Origin of the sequence: Herbidospora galbida (assembly GCF_005233835.1) — a bacterium.
Taxonomy (GTDB): domain Bacteria; phylum Actinomycetota; class Actinomycetes; order Streptosporangiales; family Streptosporangiaceae; genus Herbidospora; species Herbidospora galbida.
Window position 1 is genome coordinate 87,115 of sequence record NZ_SZQA01000027.1, and the last position, 15,115, is coordinate 102,229.

At 72.9% G+C, this 15,115-nt stretch carries 12 protein-coding genes; 3 read left to right on the plus strand and 9 right to left on the minus strand.

Annotated features, from left to right (window positions below):
* Nucleotides 1–5: 5 nt before the first annotated feature.
* Nucleotides 6–3,170, plus strand: coding sequence for an ATP-dependent helicase (locus tag FDA94_RS25550; RefSeq protein ID WP_137249614.1), 3,165 nt, complete (start codon nt 6–8; stop codon nt 3,168–3,170).
* Nucleotides 3,164–6,400 carry an ATP-dependent helicase gene (locus FDA94_RS25555; RefSeq protein WP_137249615.1) on the plus strand — a complete coding sequence of 1,079 codons (3,237 nt, stop codon included), beginning with the start codon at nt 3,164–3,166 and terminating at the stop codon, nt 6,398–6,400. The genes FDA94_RS25550 and FDA94_RS25555 overlap by 7 nt, the downstream gene beginning before the upstream one ends.
* Here the strand turns inward: FDA94_RS25555 and FDA94_RS25560 are convergent.
* From FDA94_RS25560 to FDA94_RS25575, 4 genes are read right to left on the minus strand one after another with little or no spacing between them, the layout of a single operon-like run.
* Entirely contained in the window at nt 6,379–7,419 is a 1,041-nt protein-coding gene (locus FDA94_RS25560) for a type III PLP-dependent enzyme domain-containing protein (protein ID WP_137249616.1), read from the minus strand. The genes FDA94_RS25555 and FDA94_RS25560 overlap by 22 nt on opposite strands.
* Entirely contained in the window at nt 7,416–8,921 is a 1,506-nt protein-coding gene (locus FDA94_RS25565; protein ID WP_137249617.1) for an IucA/IucC family protein, read from the minus strand. The genes FDA94_RS25560 and FDA94_RS25565 overlap by 4 nt, the downstream gene beginning before the upstream one ends.
* Nucleotides 8,912–10,477 carry an IucA/IucC family protein gene (locus tag FDA94_RS25570; RefSeq protein ID WP_137249618.1) on the minus strand — a complete coding sequence of 522 codons (1,566 nt, stop codon included), beginning with the start codon at nt 10,475–10,477 and terminating at the stop codon, nt 8,912–8,914. Before FDA94_RS25570 ends, FDA94_RS25565 begins: the two co-directional genes overlap by 10 nt.
* Nucleotides 10,474–11,607 (minus strand): ATP-grasp domain-containing protein, encoded by a 1,134-nt coding sequence (locus FDA94_RS25575; protein ID WP_246060154.1) that lies wholly within the window; start codon nt 11,605–11,607, stop codon nt 10,474–10,476. Before FDA94_RS25575 ends, FDA94_RS25570 begins: the two co-directional genes overlap by 4 nt.
* A gap of 80 nt (nt 11,608–11,687) precedes the next feature.
* Between FDA94_RS25575 and nudC the strand changes: the two genes are divergently transcribed.
* Nucleotides 11,688–12,602 (plus strand): NAD(+) diphosphatase, encoded by a 915-nt coding sequence (gene nudC / locus FDA94_RS25580; protein ID WP_137249619.1) that lies wholly within the window; start codon nt 11,688–11,690, stop codon nt 12,600–12,602.
* Nucleotides 12,603–12,624: 22 nt separating this feature from the next.
* Here the strand turns inward: nudC and crcB are convergent, their stop codons facing one another.
* The 5 genes from crcB to FDA94_RS25605 are packed head-to-tail and all read right to left on the minus strand — an operon-like array spanning nt 12,625 to nt 14,971.
* On the minus strand, nt 12,625–12,987 hold the full coding sequence (crcB, locus tag FDA94_RS25585; RefSeq protein WP_137249649.1) for a fluoride efflux transporter CrcB: 363 nt from the start codon (nt 12,985–12,987) through the stop codon (nt 12,625–12,627).
* An 8-nt stretch (nt 12,988–12,995) separates the two neighbouring features.
* Nucleotides 12,996–13,325 (minus strand): DUF190 domain-containing protein, encoded by a 330-nt coding sequence (locus FDA94_RS25590; protein ID WP_137249620.1) that lies wholly within the window; start codon nt 13,323–13,325, stop codon nt 12,996–12,998.
* Complete coding sequence (locus FDA94_RS25595; protein WP_212735506.1) at nt 13,322–13,720, minus strand: fluoride efflux transporter FluC; 399 nt, start codon at nt 13,718–13,720, stop codon at nt 13,322–13,324. The genes FDA94_RS25590 and FDA94_RS25595 overlap by 4 nt, the downstream gene beginning before the upstream one ends.
* Before the next feature lie 4 nt (nt 13,721–13,724).
* Nucleotides 13,725–13,976: a mycoredoxin gene (locus tag FDA94_RS25600; protein ID WP_062339085.1), complete on the minus strand. Its 252-nt coding sequence runs from the start codon at nt 13,974–13,976 to the stop codon at nt 13,725–13,727.
* A gap of 59 nt (nt 13,977–14,035) precedes the next feature.
* Nucleotides 14,036–14,971 (minus strand): alpha/beta hydrolase, encoded by a 936-nt coding sequence (locus tag FDA94_RS25605; RefSeq protein ID WP_246060155.1) that lies wholly within the window; start codon nt 14,969–14,971, stop codon nt 14,036–14,038.
* Between the last annotated feature and the right edge of the window lie 144 nt (nt 14,972–15,115).

Genomic DNA, 15,115 nt, shown 5'->3' on the forward strand with positions numbered 1-15,115 from the left:
GCGTTATGAGCTATCGGCTGGTGCGGCGTGGGGGCGTGGGACGGGGTCCCGGTCCTGTGCTCGACGAGCATCAGCGGGCTGTGGTGGCCCATGAGAGCGGGCCGTTGCTGGTTCTGGCGGGCCCCGGGGCCGGGAAGACGACCACCATAGTCGAGAGCGTCGTCGACCGGGTCGAGTCGCGCGGGGTCGACCCCGAGCGCATCCTGGTGCTCACCTTCAGCCGTCGTGCCGCCGGAGAGCTGCGTGACCGCGTCACCGCCCGGCTGCGGCGGACCACCCGCACCCCCCTCGCGCTGACCTTCCACAGCTACGCCTACGCGCTGCTGCGCCGGGAGGCGCTGGAGGCGGGGCAGCCGCCGCCCCGGCTGCTCACCGGGCCCGAGCAGCTGCTCGAAGTGCGTCGGCTGCTGCACGGCGAGCTCGAAGACGGGGCCACGCGGTGGCCCGAGGCGATGCGCGAGTGGCTCAAGACGCGGGGGTTCGCCGAGGAGGTCCGCGACTTCCTGGCACGGGCCCGGGAGCGAGGGCTCGACGGGCGCGCCCTGGTCGAGCTCGGGCACACCCACGGGCGGTCCGACTGGGTGGCGGTGGGCCGGTTCGCGGCCCGTTACCAGGAGCGGTTCGACCTCGATCCGGTCTGGACGCTCGACTACGCCGAGCTGATCCGGGAGGCGGCCGCGCTGCTGGCCGACGGGCCGGTCAGAGATCGTGAGCGGGCCGCCTACGACGTCGTGTTCGTCGACGAATACCAGGACACCGACCCGGCGCAGGAGGGGCTGCTGCGCGGGCTGGCCGGCGACGGGCGCGACCTGGTCGTGGTGGGCGATCCCGACCAGGCCATCTACGGGTTCCGGGGCGCCGAGGTGCGGAACATCCTCGACTTCTCCGAGCGTTTCCGGACCGCCGGCGACGAGCCCGCGCCCGTGGTGGCGCTGCGGACCTGCCGCCGCAGCGGTGAAGACCTGCTGGCCGCCTCGCGCCGGATCGCGAACCGGCTGCCGGTGCCTCCGGGGTGGCGCGACACCTCGCACCGCGACCTGCACGCCGTCGACGGGCTGGAGCCGGGCGAGGTCCGGGTGGTGATCGCCGACAGCGTGTCGCAGGAGGCCGCCGTGGTCGCCGACACGCTGCGGCGGGCGCATCTGCTCGACGGCGTGCCGTGGCAGCGCATGGCGGTGCTGGTGCGCAGCGCGACCCGGCAGGTGCCGATGCTGCGGCGGGCGCTGCACACCGCCGGGGTGCCGGTGGTCGTGACGGGCGACGAGGGGCCGCTGATCACCGAGCCTGGGGTCCGACCCTTGATTCTGCTGCTCAAGGCGGCGGCGCGGCCCGAGTCGCTCGACGTGGCCACCGCCGAGGAGCTACTGACCGGCCCGCTGGGGGGCACCGACATGATCGGTGTACGCCGCCTCCGGCGCGGTCTGCGGATCGCCGAGCACGAGGCGGGGGTCGTACCGCCCCGATCGAGCGACGAGCTGATCGTGGCCGCGGTGCAGAGCCCCAACGAGCTGACCCTGCTCGAACCCCACGTCGCCGCGCCCGCCCAGCGGCTGGCCAACCTGCTGGCCACGGCGCGGCAGACGGTGGCCGAGGAGCTGACCGCCGAAGACGCCCTGTGGGAGGTCTGGAAGGCCAGCGGCCTGTCGGAGCGCTGGACCCATTCGAGTCTCGGCGGCGGGGCGCGCGGCGGCCAGGCCGACCGCGACCTCGACGCGGTGGTGAACCTGTTCGACTACGCCGCCAAGTTCGTCGACCGGCTGCCGCAGGCCGGGGTCGAGGTGTTCGTCGACGACCTGATGGCGCAGGAGATCCCGGCCGACTCGCTGGCCGCCCAGGCCCCCGACGGCGAGGCGGTCCGGATCCTGACCGCCCACCGCTCCAAGGGCCTCGAATGGGACGTGGTGGTGGCCGCCGGGGTGCAGGAGGGCGTCTGGCCCGACCTGCGGGTGCGGGGGTCGCTGCTCGGGGTCGAGTCGCTGGTGGAGGTCGCGGGCGGGATCGCGCTCGACGGGACCGAGGCCGAGAAGTTCGCGCTCGGCTCCAAGATGCTGGCCGAGGAGCGGCGGCTGTTCTACGTCGCCGCCACCCGTCCGCGCTCCCGGCTGGTCGTGACGGCCGTCGGCGGCGAGGACGCCGACGAGCGCCCCTCGCGCTTCCTCAACGAGCTGGTCCCTGGCGGCCTGGAGAACGCGACGGTCGACGACCGGGCCCGCTGGCTGAGCATGCCCGCCCTGGTCGCCGACCTGCGCGCGGCGGTCTGCGACCCGACCCGTCCCGAGCCGATGCGCCGCGCCGCCGCCCGCCACCTCGCCCGGCTCGCCGACGAGGGCGTGCCGGGGGCCGACCCGTCGTCGTGGTACGCCCTCACCGAGATCTCCGACGACCGCCCGCTCGCCTGGCCCGACGGGGTCGTGCAGATCTCGCCGTCGGCGGTGGAGAAGTTCACCAAGTGCGGCCTGCGGTGGGTGCTGGAGACGGCGGTCGGTACGGGCGGCGAGAGCGTCCCCCAGGTCTTCGGCAACGTCATCCACGCCATCGCCGTGCTCGCGGCCGAGGAGCACACCACCGACGAGCTGGCCAAACGGCTCGACGACGTGTGGGACGACCTCGACTTCGGCGGCATCTGGTTCAACCGCAAACAGCGCGTGGTCGCCGAGAAGATGGTCGACCGCTTCCTCACCTGGCATCGCGAGAACCCGCGCGAGCTGGTCGGGTTCGAGGAGTCGTTCACCCAGGTCGTCTCCGACGGGATCGTCATCAAGGGCCGGGTTGACCGGGTCGAGCGCGACGGCGACAACCGGGCCGTGATCATCGACATCAAGACCGGCACCGCCAAACCGCGCGACGACGAGCTCGACCGCCACCCGCAGCTCGGCGTCTACCAGCTCGCGACGGTTCTGGGCGCGTTCGAGCGCCACGGCATGACCGAGCCCGGGGGAGCGGCGCTGCTCCAGGTCGGCAAGGCCGCCGGGACCGGCCCGCTGGCCAAGGAGCAGTCGCAGATCCCGCTCGCCGACGACGTCAACCCCGAGTGGGCGCAGGACCTGGTCACCACGGTCGCCGCAGGCATGTCGGCCAACCTGTTCGTCGCCAAGGTCAACGACGGGTGCCGCACCTGCGCGGCCCGCTTCTCGTGCCCGGTGAACGACAGCGGGGGCCAGGTGTGCTGACCCCGTTCGACCTGGCGGCGACGCTGGGTGTGCCACCGCCGACGCACGAGCAGGCCGGAGTGATCTCGGCCGACCTCGGGCCGATGGTCGTCATCGCCGGGGCCGGGTCGGGCAAGTCCGAGACCATGGCCGGGCGGGTCGTCTGGCTGGTCGCCAACGGCTTCGCCAAACCCGAGCAGATCCTCGGCCTCACCTTCACCCGCAAGGCGGCGGCGGAGCTCGCCGAGCGCGTGCACAAACGGCTGACGACGCTGGCCGAGAAGACCGAGACGCCGATGGACCTGGAGGTGGAGCCGACGATCTCCACCTACCACGCCTACGCCGCCCGCCTGGTCACCGACCACGCCCTGCGGGAGGCGATGGAGCCCACGATGCGGCTGGTCACCCCGGCCGTCGCCTGGCAGATGGCGGCCCGCGTCGTCGGCCAGTACGACGGCCCGATGGACCAGATCGACCTCGGCCCCCCGAGCGTCACCGCCGCCGTGCTCGACCTGGCCGGGGAGATGGCCGAACACCTGGCCACCGCCGACGAGGTGCGCGACTACGGCAGGCGCTGGTCCGAGCGGCTGGCGATGCTGCCGGGCCGGGTCACCCAGGCCCAGCGCAGGCCGGTGCAGGTCCACGCCGTGCGGGAGCAGCTGCTGCCGCTCGTGGAGGCGTACCAGAAGCTCAAGCAGGCCCGTGAGGTGATCGACTACGGCGACCAGATGGCGCTGGCCGCCCGCATCGCCTCGCGGCACGAGGAGGTCGGCGAGATCGAGCGCGCCCGCTTCACGGTGGTGCTGCTCGACGAATACCAGGACACCAGCCACGCGCAGCTCGTCCTGCTGCGGTCGTTGTTCGGGGGCGGGCATCCCGTCACGGCCGTCGGCGACCCGTGCCAGTCGATCTACGGCTGGCGGGGCGCGTCGGCGGGCAACCTGTCGCGGTTCCCGCACGACTTCCCGACCGCGCAGGGGGAGCCGGCGCCGGTCCGGCAGCTGTCGGTCAGCTTCCGCAACGGCGAGCGGGTGCTCGACGTCGCCGCCCGCATCCAGACCGACCTGCGCCGCGAGAGCGCCGAGGTGCCGGTGCTGACGCCGGGCGAGAACCGGGCCGACCGGGGCCGGGTGGTGTGCGCCTACCACGCCACGGCGCACGACGAGGCCGAGTGGATCGCGGAGGGCGTACAGAAGCAACTGGGCCTGGAACTCGCGCCCGACGGGCTTCCGTGGGGGGAGGGCGAGCGGAGCAAGCCCCGGCAGGGCCCGGCCCTGCAGCCGGGAGACGTGGCGATCCTGGCCCGCAAGCGCTCGCAGTTCCCCACGCTCCGCAAGGCGCTGGAGGCGCGCGGCATCCCGGTCGAGGTGGTCGGGCTCGGCGGGCTCCTCACCGTGCCCGAGGTGGCCGACATCGTCTCCACGCTCCGGGTCATGTACGACCCCACCGCCGGCGACGCCCTGATCAGACTGCTGGCCGGGCCGCGCTGGCGCATCGGCCCCGCCGACCTGAAGCAGCTCGGCGACCAGGCCAGAGAGCTCAACCGCGAGCGCGACGAACGCGGCGGACGGCCCAGCGACCCCCTCGACCAGGTGGTCGCCGACCTGGAGGCCGAGCGCGGCAGCATCATCGACGCCCTCGACGAACTCCCCGACCGGCCCGAGTGGCTCGACCCGTTCTCCCCGCTGGCGCGGGAGCGGCTGCCGAAGCTGGCCGAGGAGCTGCGGACGCTGCGCTCCCACGCGGGGCTGCCGCTGCCCGACCTGATCTCCGAGGTGGAGCGCCGGACCGGCCTCGACGTCGAGGTGGCCTCCCGGGGCGGCAGCCCCCTGGCCGCCCGCGCCGACCTCGACGCCTTCCTCGACGCGGCGGCCCGCTTCGCCGGAGACGCCGAAGACCCGACGCTCGGCGCGTTCCTGGCCTATCTGAAGGCGGCCGAGACCGAGGAGTTCGGCCTCGAAGGCGGCCGGGTCGGCGAGACCAACAGCGTCAAGCTGATGACCGTGCACGCGTCCAAGGGCCTCGAATGGCCCGTCGTGATCGTGCCCGGCCTGTCGGAGGTCACCACGGCGGCCGGTGGGCTGGCCCGGGGCAGCGTCTTCCCGGCCACGCCGGTCACCAACTCGCGGTGGACCGACAACCCGCGCAAACTGCCCTACGCGCTGCGGGGCGACGCCCGCGACCTGCCCGCCCTCGAAGGGCTCACCAAGGAGGAGCTGGCCGACTTCGACGCCGCCAGCCGGGAGCGCGACCTGCGCGAGGAGCGGCGCCTGGCCTACGTGGCGGTGACCAGGGCCCACTACCTGCTGATCGCGTCGGGCTACCGGTGGGGGACCGCGTCGCGTCCGCTGGAGCCGTCGCGGTTCCTGCTGGAGGTCCGCGACCAGGCCTCGACGGTCGCGGTCTGGACCGACGACGACGCCGTGGAGAACCCGCTGCTGGCCGAGCCCGCCGAGGCGGCGTGGCCGGCCGTGGCGGTCCGCGACGGGATCGCCGAGGGCGCCAGGTTCGTCCGGGAGGCTCTCGACGGCCTCGACGAAGAAGGCGTCGGCGAGGTGCGCCAGTGGGAGCAGGAGCGGATGCAGTCGTGGGCCCGCGACACCACGCTGCTGCTGCGCGAGCGCGACCGGCGGCGCGAGGGCAACCTCGTCGAGCTGCCGCTGCGCCTGTCGGTCTCGTCGCTGGTCTCCCTGGCCAAGGACCCGTCCGCCTACGCCCGCGAGGTACGCCGCCCGCTGCCCCACAAACCCGCGCCGCTGGCCCGGCGGGGCACCTCGTTCCACCGCTGGCTGGAGACCCGGTGGGGCCAGCAGCGGCTCATCGACGAACTCGACCTGCCCGGCGCGGCCGACGACCTCAACGAGGCCGACCAGCAACTCAAGGTGCTCCAGGCGCGCTTCGAAGAGAGCGAGTGGGCCGAGCGCACCCCGATCGACCTGGAGGTCCCGTTCGAGACCGTCATCGCCGACCGGCTGGTGCGCGGCCGGATGGACGCGGTGTTCCCCTGGAACGACGGCTATGTCGTGGTCGACTGGAAGACCGGCGGACGGCCGCGCGGATCGGCCGCCGCCCGCATCCAGGCCATCCAGCTCGCCGCCTACCGGCTGGCCTGGGCGAAACTGGCCGAGGTGCCGCTGACCCGCGTCAGCGCGGCCTTCCACTACGTGCTGGAGAACCGCACCGTCCGGCCGGTCGACCTCATGGGCCTCGACGACCTGACGGCGCTGATCTACGGCATCCCCGAGACGTAGTGGAACTCCGGCTTCGGGTGCATCAGGAAGTCGTGGTGGGAGATGTTGTACGCGTAGGCCCCGGCCATCGCGAAGGCGACGACGTCTCCCGGGTTGAGGGCGGCTCTGACGCGGCGGGCGAAGACGTCCTTCGGGGTGCAGAGCTGGCCGACGAGCGTGACCTCTTCTTCCGGCCCGCCTGACCCGAAGACGGTGAAGGGCTGGTCGTGGCCCTTCGTGACGGGCGTGCGGAGGTGGTGGGTGCCGCCGGTCAGGATCGCGAACAGCTCGCCGTGGACGCGCTTCACGTCGAGGACCTTCGTGAGATACCAGCCGCAGTAGGCGGTCATCGCCCGGCCGGGCTCGATCCTGAGGGTCTGTACGCCCAGGCCGCGCAGGCCTTCCCCGTAGGCCGCCCAGTCGAAGAGGTTCGCGGGGTCGGCGTAGTCGACGGCCATGCCGCCGCCGACGCACACCTCCTCGCCGGGCCGGGCGTGGTCGGCGATCGTCTTGGCCAGGCCCGTGAGGGCGGCCGCGTCGAGGCCGCTGGCGAGATGGGCGTGGATGCCTCTGATCCGGGCCTTCGCCGGTCTCCGGCGGCACTCCGCGACCATCGCCGGGTCCATCCCGAACGGCCCGCTCATCGCCAGGGCCGCGCCCGCCGTCTCGGTCCGGAGGTTCACCCGCAGCAGCACGTCGCCCGACTCCAGCAGGTCGAGCTCCCGGGGGCTCTCGACGTGGAAGCGGTAGGGCCGCCGCGTCAGGTCGGAGGCGGTCTTGCCCGGCCCGCCGAACGCCAGCCGCTTGCCCGGGAACAGCGCCGAGACGTGGTCGAACTCGCCGCCCGACGACACCTCGAACCCGTCGACGTGGGGTTCCAGCGTCCGCAGGATCGCCGGGTCGGGGTTGGCCTTCACCGCGTAGTAGAGCTCGATCCCGCTCGTCGCCGCGCGGACGCGGGCCGCGTGGGCGTCGAGTGCGGCGAGGTCGTAGACGTAGGCCGGCACGTCTCCCAGCCGTGCGGCGAGGTCCGCGATCACGCGACCACCAGCGGGTTGGCCACCGGCACGTAGGTCGCCGCCCGGTCGGCCCGACGCTCCCACCGCACGGTCAGGTTGGCCTTCGCCGGCAGCGGCACCCCCGACATCAGCCGGGCCAGCGGCTCGGGCCACCCGATCGAGTCGCCGTAGGCGCCGATCTCCTCCGCCGCCACGCCCCACAGCGTGTCGAGGGGCGCGTCCACCGACGCCGCGATCTCGGCCAAATGGTTCACGACCAGGCAGTAGACCACCCGGTCCCAGCCTTTCTCCGGCGTGTACGTCATCGCCCGCGCCACCTCCTCGCGCACTCCGGCCAGGTCGTGCCCGACCAGCTTGGCGCCCTCCAGGTCGCGGAACACCGCCTGCACCGGCCGTCCGGCGGCGTCGAGCCCGACGAGCACGTTCTGGAGATGCGGTTCGAGCACCACCCCGTGCGTCAGGAAGGCCTCCAGCACGGGCAGCGCGACCACCTCGACGTAGGAGCGCCACCACGCGACGGGGTCGTCGCCCCCGAGGTCGCGCAGTGCCAGCGCCCCGGCCAGGACCGGCGTGACGCCGGGCCCGCACCGGCCGAGCGGGCTGCACCGCACCAGCACGCCGAGCCCTTCGAACAGCTCCCCGCCCAGGTCGGCGGTCCGGTAGCCGGGCTCGGGCAGCCACCGGGTGCCCGGGAACCGCTCGGTGAGGGCCGCGAACACCGGCGTCAGCCGCCGCGACAGCTCGACCCCGCCGGCCAGTTCGTACCAGGCGTTCTTGCGGACGCAGTTGGTGATCCGGACGTCGAGGGAGAACTTCAGGCACTTGTCGAGCAGGGGATCGTAGACGGTCCGCACCGACGACGTCGGCAGCACGTCGTGCTGGGCCGGGCCGAGATCGAGCAGCCGGTCGCCGTCGACCGGGGGGCGGATGAGCTCGTACTGCCACGGGTGCGCCGGCAGCAGCCGGTAGCCCGGCGGCACGTCCGCCGGGATCCCGTCGAGGGCGCTCACGTCGCCTTCTTCGACGACCAGGTCCTCGCGTACCGCCAGCAGCCGGAGCGGGAACCGGGCGTACGCCTCGGGCGCGTAGGCGAGCCAGTCGCCCCTGGCCGCCTCCCGGGCCTTGGGCGCCGGGTGGAAGGGATGCCCGAACACGAGGTCCTGCTCGGAGGCGAGCCACTCGTCCTCCGGCGGCTTGCCCTGGGCGCGGGCCGCCAGGAGCCGCTCGACGACCTCCCGGCTCCCGGCCACCTGCGCAGCGAACTCCCCGTTGACCCCGGGAAGCTCCCGCGCGACGAGGTCGACCAGGTCGGCCGAGGTCAGCGGCTCCCAGGCCGACCCGGTCAGGCGCTCCGGCTCGGTGATGCGCAGGGCCGTGCCCCCGCCCGTCTTCGCCCGCAGCCACACCCCGCCGACCCGCACCATCGTGTACGGCCCGGCCGGGAACGCCTGGCCGGGCAGTTCGCGGATGCAGCACCGGAGGAGGGCCGCGACCGTGGCGTGCTCCGCGACGTTCATGTACATGGGCCGGGGGACCCCTTTCGCAGATAGTTCGGGCCGCTGGTCCCGTAGAACTTGTTGATGTCCTTCGCGCCGCTCCTGGCCTTGGAGACGAGGCTCCCGGCGGTGACCATGCTCTTGCCGACCAGCCGGGCGGCCTCCAGCGTGCGGTTGCGCAGCAGCCGGGCCATCGGGTGGTCGCCGTGCTCGTGCAGGGCCTCGGCCAGCGCGGCCCGCACCAGGTCGGGCCGCAGCGTCACCGCGGCGGCGGCCAGGTGGAGGGTGATCGTCACGAACACGTCGGCCAGCGCGTGGGGGTCGCCGGTCAGCATGCGCTCGTCGGCGAAGCCGGGCGCCTCGATCCCGGCCGCCGCCAGGTGGTCGGGGGAGGCCAGCAGCCCGTCGTTGTCCTTGACGAGCAGCCGCATCGGCCCGTCGCCGAAGACCAGCGCGAGGTTCTGCTGATGGGCCTCCAGCGCGACGCCGTAGCGGACGAAGAGCGTGACGTTCCAGGTCAGCAGCGCCCGCAGGTAGTCGTTGAGGAGCGCCTCGGCGTCGCCGCGATAGTGGCGGCCGGCCAGCGCGCCGAGGACGCCGGGCGCGTTGAGCGCGGCCACTGAGACGATCTCGCCCTCGGGCAGCCGCCGGGCCATCCAGGCCAGGAACTCGTTGCCCGAGTGGGCGTACTCCTGCTCCCCGGCGAGGCGGACGGGCAGGCCCGGGTGCCGGTCGAGCACCTCGCCGAGCAGCCGCTCGGCCCGCGCGCCGTCGTCGAGCACGCCCGGTTTGATCGACCGCCGGTTGCGCACCCCGAGCGTCGCGGTGGCGAGCGGCATCTTCAGGTGGGTGCGGGGTGACACCTCGACCGTGCGCATCGACAGCGTGGGGCGTACCGGAAGGAAGTCGAGCGGCGCGACCACGGCGTTCACCTGCGGCAGCGAGAGCGGATGCACCGGGAACAGGCGGTGGGTCGCGGCCAGGCCGGGCGGCAGGCCGACGGCGGCGAACGACGGGAAGAACTCCGGCGAAGGCCCGGTGCCCGGCACGGCCGCCCAGCGCAGCGTGAAGCGCGGCGCGAACTCGGGCGCGTAGGCGAGCAGCTGCTCCTCGGTCAGGCCGTGGCGGCAGCGGGCGGTCGGATAGACCGGATGGTCGCTGAACGCGGCCAGCACCTCGTAGCCGATCGGCCCCAGCTCGGGCAGCCGGTCTTCGACCGAGGCGCGGTGGCGGTCGAGCAGCTCCAGGCCGGTCAGCGTCTGGCGGCACTCCTCGCGGAATGCGGCCACCCCTTCGGCGTCGGCCGGGTCGGCGATCCTGGCCAGCGTGGCCAGCACCTCGCGCAGCCGCACGGTCTCGCCGTGGGCCACCGTGAAGTCCTGGAAGAGCCCTTCGAGGCCGCCCGAGGGGAACCCCGGCGCCAGCCGCACCCGCCGCGAGGCCGACAGCGGGACGTAGGCGCCCGCCTTGTCCCAGCTCAGGCGGCCGGCGAGACCGCCGACATCCTCTCTGATCAGGGCGTTGAGCACCCGCGCCGCCAGGTAGCCGTCGCGGCCCACCCGCACCGCCGTGGCGTTGGTCACGCGACCACCCACGGGTGGGCGTCGAGGAAGGCCTTGGCGGCCGTGTCGACGGCGTCGCGGGTGGGGCCGACGGCCCGCAGCAGGGCCAGATAGTCGCGGTTGGTGTGGGTCACCGAGACCGCCTGCCCGGCCTCCTTGAGCGGCAGGTGCCAGAGCCGCACGTCCTCGTGGGCTCCGGTCAGCTCCCTGGGCGCCTTCATGATCGTGCCGGGCCGGGTGGCCAGCACGCTGATCGCCGCCGCGTGCCCGCCAGGACGGGGCGCCTCCGGCGCCGGTTCGCCCGCGTGCACCCGCAGGATCCACTCGAACAGCGGCACGTCGAGGTGGTCGGCCAGCAGCAGGTCGCAGTTGTCGCCGATGACCCGGTAGTTGACCTCGACGACGCGCGGCCCGTTCTCGGTCAGGACGTATTCGGTGTGACAGGCCCCGAATCCGACGCCGAGCGCCGCCAGTCGCGAGAGAACCTCGTCGGCGCCCGGGAGTTCCGGCGACCAGTCGAGGCGTTCCTCCACGAAGTGGGGCAGCGGCCCCAGGGTGGTCTGGAACCCGCCCAGCACCCTGGTCGTGACCCCGTCGCCGAGGGTCTCGAGCGTCATCAGCGGCCCGTCGAGGTACTCCTCGGCGACCAGCACCGCCCCCGGGCGGCGCGTCCAGATGTCGCGCGCCGCCGCGCCGAGGTCGTCTCTGACCAGGACGACGTCCTCGCTGGCCACGCCCTCGCGCGGCTTCACCACGACGGGGTAGCCGACCTCGGGCAGCGGTTCGCCGGGCACCACCCGGGCCGAGCGCACGTCGCCGAGCGCGCGCCGGGTGAGCGCCTTGTTCTTGGTGGTCAGGCAGACCCGCCAGTCTTTGCCCGGCAGGCCGAAGTAGTCGGCGGCCAGGGCTGTCTCGACCTGGAGGTGGTCGGAGTTGGAGAAGATCACGTCGGGCCGGTGGTGGCGGGCGATGACGTCGATGACGGCTCTCGGGTCGCGTACGTCGGCCGGGATCGTCTCGTGGCCGGGATAGTCCTCCGGCCGATCGGTCAGGATGGTGACCTCCCACCCGAGGGCCTTCGCGGCGGGCAGGAAACCCCGCGTGACCGAGTCGGTGGGGTTGAGCGTGGTGAGGTACAGCCGCAAGTGCATCCCCTGAGGTAAGGCTTACCTAACCTCTAGAACCTTAGTGGGGAACGGGCGTCTGCGTGCGCCGATGAAAGAATAACCCCGTGGACATCACCGAGGGACTCCTGGGGCCCCTGCTACTCAGCCGCAGCACCATCGACCGTTCCGCCCAGCTCCGGCACGACCCCGACTGGCTTGAGCGGGTATGGCATGACCCGTCCACGCGCGTCCTCGTCATCAGCGACGGCCAGACCCTGGTCAAACGGTCGGGTGACGAGGCCGAACTCGTCCTGCTGACCCCCGCCGAGGCCCCCGAGGGCCAGCGTCACCTGCTCGGCGTCGCCGACGGCGTGGCCTACTTCTCCGTCTCGGCCAAGCTCCCCGACGACGCCGACTCCGCCGGCCTGCGCGAGGCCGGGTCGATCCTCGGCGACCGCGACGCCGGCCTGTTCGTCTACGCCGTGGCCCTGGAGTCGTGGCACGCCACCCACCGCTTCTGCCCCCAGTGCGGCGCAGAGACCACCGTCACCCAGGGCGGCCACGTGCGCGTCTGCCCCAACGACGGCTCCCAGCACTTCCCCCGCGTCGACCCGGCCGTCATCATGCTGATCCGCGACCCCGACGACCGCCTTCTGCTGGCCCGCGGCCCCCAGTGGCCCGAGGGCCGGATGTCGGTCCTGGCGGGCTTCGTCGAGCCGGGCGAGTCCCTGGAGGCGGCCCTGGCGAGGGAGGTCTTCGAAGAGGTCGGCGTACGCGTCTCCGATCCCCGCTACCTCGGCAGCCAGCCCTGGCCGTTCCCCCGCAGCCTCATGCTGGGCTTCTTCGCCCGCGCCCTCACCAGCGACCTGACCCTCGACCCGAAGGAGATCGCCGAGGCCCGCTGGTTCACCCGTGAGGAACTCCGGGTGGCCGTCGCGACCGGCGAACTGCGGGTCCCGCCCCCCGTCTCGATCGCCCGCAGGCTGATCGAGACCTGGTACGGATCGGCGATCGACGAGCAGGGCTCCTGGGGCCGCTGATCAGACGCTGATCAGACGCTGATCAGCCGCCGACGGCGCGGGCGAGCAGCACTCCGCAGGCCCCCGCGCCCAGGCCGCCCGCGATGCTCACCACCACATTGGCCGCCGCCGCCAGCCGCGCCCCGTCTTCGGCCAGGCGCAGCGTCTCGTAGCTGAAGGTCGAATACGTCGTCAGCGCGCCGCAGAAGCCGGTCCCGGCCAGGGCCATGACCGCGTGGTCGGCCGGCAGGGCGACCAGGAAGCCCAGCAGGGCCGAGCCCGCCAGGTTGACGCCGAACGTGCCCCACGGGAACACGCTGTCGTGCCGCGACTGGATCAGCCGGTCGGTCAGGTAGCGCAGGGGAGCGCCGATCGCCGCGCCCGCCGCCACGAGCAGGGCGGTCAGCAGCCCGGTCACCGGGGCCTCCCGCCGTAGTGGCGGACCTCGACCTCGTCGACCATGACCAGGCCCTCGCCGATCAGCTCGTCGAGCTCCGGCAGGAACGCCCTGATCCGGTCGGGTTCGTCGACGATGACGATCGCCACCGGCAGGTCCTCCGACAGCGACAGGATGCGGGTGGTGTGGATGTGGTTCGAGGCGCCGTAGCCCTCGATGCCGCGGAAGACGCTGGCCCCGGCCAGGCCCGCGGCGTGGGCGCGGTGCACGATCTCGTGGTAGAGCGGCCTGTGGTGGCTGGTGTCGGTCTCACCGACGAAGATGGTCAGCCGCAGCCCCGGTGTCATGTCCGCCTCCCCAGTCGCCGGGCCGCCGCCCGGGTGACGGCCGTGCCCGCCCACACGGCGGCCAGCGCCAGCAGCGGCGTCGCCACCAGGTAGACCAGCGCCGACGTGGGCGCCTCGCCCGCGACCAGCAGGCCGATGTCGGCGATGTAGGTGGAGAACGTGGTGTAGCCGCCCAGCACCCCGACCCCCAGAAGGGGGCGTACCCAGGAGGGGGCGGCCCAGATCTCGGTGATGGCCACCATCAGGACGCCGATCAGCAGGCATCCGGTGACGTTGATGAACAGGGTCGTCCACGGGAACCCGGGGGCGCTCGGGAAGAGCACCCCCAGCCCGTACCGGACGAGAGATCCCGCGACCCCTCCGGCCGCGATCACAGCCAGGATTCGGGCCGGCACGTCGCTAGATCGACTGGCCCATCGTCGCCAGGCGACGCTTGACTTCGATCACCGACGGGTTGGTCGCCGCGCTGCCGTCGGGGAACACGACGGTCGGGACCACGCGGTTGCCCTTGTTGACACTCTCGACGAAGGACGCCGCCTGGGGGTCGGCCTCGACGTCGACCTCCTCATAAGCGATGCCTTCGCGGGTCAGCTGGCTCTTGAGCCGCTTGCAAGGCCCACACCACGAGGCGGTGTATACCGTGAGCGCCATTGTCGTCCCTTTCTGTCGGCAGTCATTGCCAACACAACGGATGGTGCTCATCTTCCCATCTAGTACGCCAGATGTCCGATGACCCACGACTGGATCGTCTCGGCCACGCCGGGCTCCCGGAACAGGGGCGAGCTGTGATAGCGACCAGGGTAGGCCCGGACCGACATGTCGATGCCGTAGACCGCCAGCGACTCGCGGAGCAGTTCGCTCTGGTAGGGCGGCACGAACTCGCGGGCCGAGTGGACGCTGAGCATCGGCGCGTCACCGTAGGAGGCGTGGAACGGCACCTCCATGCTCGACCAGATCCGGGGGCATTTGTTGGGGCCGCAGCCACCGGCCAGGGCCACCGCCGCCTGGCGCAGCTTGCGCTGCTCGTGGGTGGCGCCGTGGCCGCCGTCGGAGTAGGCGGTCAGCGGGGAGATCACCGGCGAGACGCCGACGACGGCCCGTAACCCGGGCTGCCCGTTGCCGTAGGTGCCGACCGAGGCCGCGATGTGGCCGCCGGCCGAGAAGCCGATGATCGCATAGCGGTTGGGGTCGAGGCCGAACTCCGAGGCCATGCGCCGGGTGGTCGCGATCGCCTCGAGGGCGTCGTCGCGCTGCGCCGGCCACCGCGCGTCGCCCGACAGCCGGTAGTTGACGTTGACCACGACGTAGCCGAGGTCGAAGTAGCTGCGGGTGACGGACTTCATGTAGGCCTTGTCGCCGCCCGACCACCAGCCGCCGTGGATCATGAACACGACCGGGCGGATGAGCTGGTCGTTGGCGCGCCAGTAGACGTCCATCCGCTGCCGCACGTGGCGGCCGTACTTCACGAGCGTCTTGCGCTCCTGAACCGGCGGCGGCGTGGCCGACGTGCTCGGCGAAGGCGAGGCGACCGGCGTCGGCGAGGCCGTGGCGGCCGGCTGCGGGCTGACGGCGTGCGCGCCCGCGCTCATCGGAGCGACGAGGACGGCGGCGAGTGCGAGAGCACCGGCGACGGCCGCTTTCTTCAAGGGTCTGAAACCTCCCCGCGCGGCCCCCGTCGTGCCCTCCGGGGACGCTCCCTCTTTGCCTTCTGCGACCCGGCTCTTGAGACGCGCTTGGCCGGGTGCTGGAAGGATGATGCCAGCAGATCACCCGCCGCGCACGTTGGAGGC